The 1334-nt window shown below is 39.8% G+C and carries 1 protein-coding gene; it reads left to right on the top strand.

Annotated features, from left to right (window positions below):
- Positions 1-1286: 5'-nucleotidase C-terminal domain-containing protein (locus DXA97_RS19735; RefSeq protein ID WP_118721459.1), on the top strand; the 1286-nt coding region annotated here is incomplete at its 5' end.
- Positions 1287-1334: the final 48 nt, after the last annotated feature.

Genomic DNA, 1334 nt, shown 5'->3' with positions numbered 1-1334 from the left:
GGGAAGACTGGTCTAATAATGAAATCATCCAGGCGGCGGCAATCGGTGAGTTTACAAGCCTGGATGGTATTGAATGGCGAAACGGTGCAGAGACTGCAGCGGATGAAGTGAAGTTTGATGATACATTATGGAAACGTATTTTTTCAGAAACCAGTCAGTTTCTTAAGGACTCGCACTTTGGTAAAGAAGATATCAATATTGACATCGATACAGGAACCCAGATGTTTGTCGAGGAAAAATCAGCAATGTTTCATGGACATCCGACGGTTATGCAGCAGCTGCAGAAACAGATGGATGCGGAGCTGATCCGTATTCCTTACTTTTCACAGACATCGGATGAATCCTACGTGTACATGACTCCATCCTTAAACATTGCATTTAACAAAAATCTGGAAAAAGACCGGGAGAAACTGGATACTGCACTGGATGTGCTGGATTGTATGATTTCAGAAGAGGGGCAAAAGCTGATTGCGGATGGAAGCGGCGTCATTTCATTGAATACAGATGTTCCAACCATGATGCAGGATGTGCCTGGAGTGGAAGAGGAAATTAATAATAATGCTGTTTATATCCGATATTCCGCCCAAAAATCATTTGATGCAGGTCTTGAGGCTGTTCACGGATTACTGTCAGGGGAAATGGATGAAACACAGGCTTATGATACTTTTTGCAGTGTAATGAATCGTAAAGCTCCAGAAGAAAAAGCAACGGTGAATTTTGAAAATGAATATTCCATTTCACTGAACGATAGAAATGGCCGTGATGCAGCATCTTCCATTTTAACTACGATCAGAGAAGAAAATGATGCACAGCTGGCTCTGGCGCCATATTATTATTTCACTTCTTCTATGTACAAAGGAGAATGCACCAATAGCCGGGTTGGCATGATGACAGCGAAGAGTTCAGATACAGCATTATATGTTGCAAAAATGAATGGTAAACAGGTTTATGAACTCGTGGAAAATTATCTTGCTGATGCTGATGAGAATTTTTACGTAACCAATAAATACGAATTACCAATTGCATCCGGTATGAAAATGATCGTCAATCAAGCGGAAAGTGGATTTTCATTAAAGGACTTAACAGTTAATGATAAGAAAATAGACAAAGAAAAGGAATACTCGATTCTTCTTACAGACACCACAATGTCTGTTTTGAAAAAAATAAATCCGAAATGTGAGATTGAGCAGCTTAAAGATACAACATTATCAAGTGCATGGATCGCAGCAATGTCAAAAGGACAGCAGCCGTCAGCACCGGAAGACTATATAGAGGTTGAACAGTAAAAGTGGAGATAGAACAAACGGTAAAGAAAAGAAAAAAAATAACAAGGC

The sequence above is a fragment of the Clostridium sp. OF09-36 genome, from assembly GCF_003481985.1.
In the GTDB taxonomy this organism is placed as follows: domain Bacteria; phylum Bacillota; class Clostridia; order Lachnospirales; family Lachnospiraceae; genus Brotaphodocola.
Note: the sequence above shows the minus strand (reverse complement) of the source record. Positions and strands in the feature narration are given on the sequence as shown.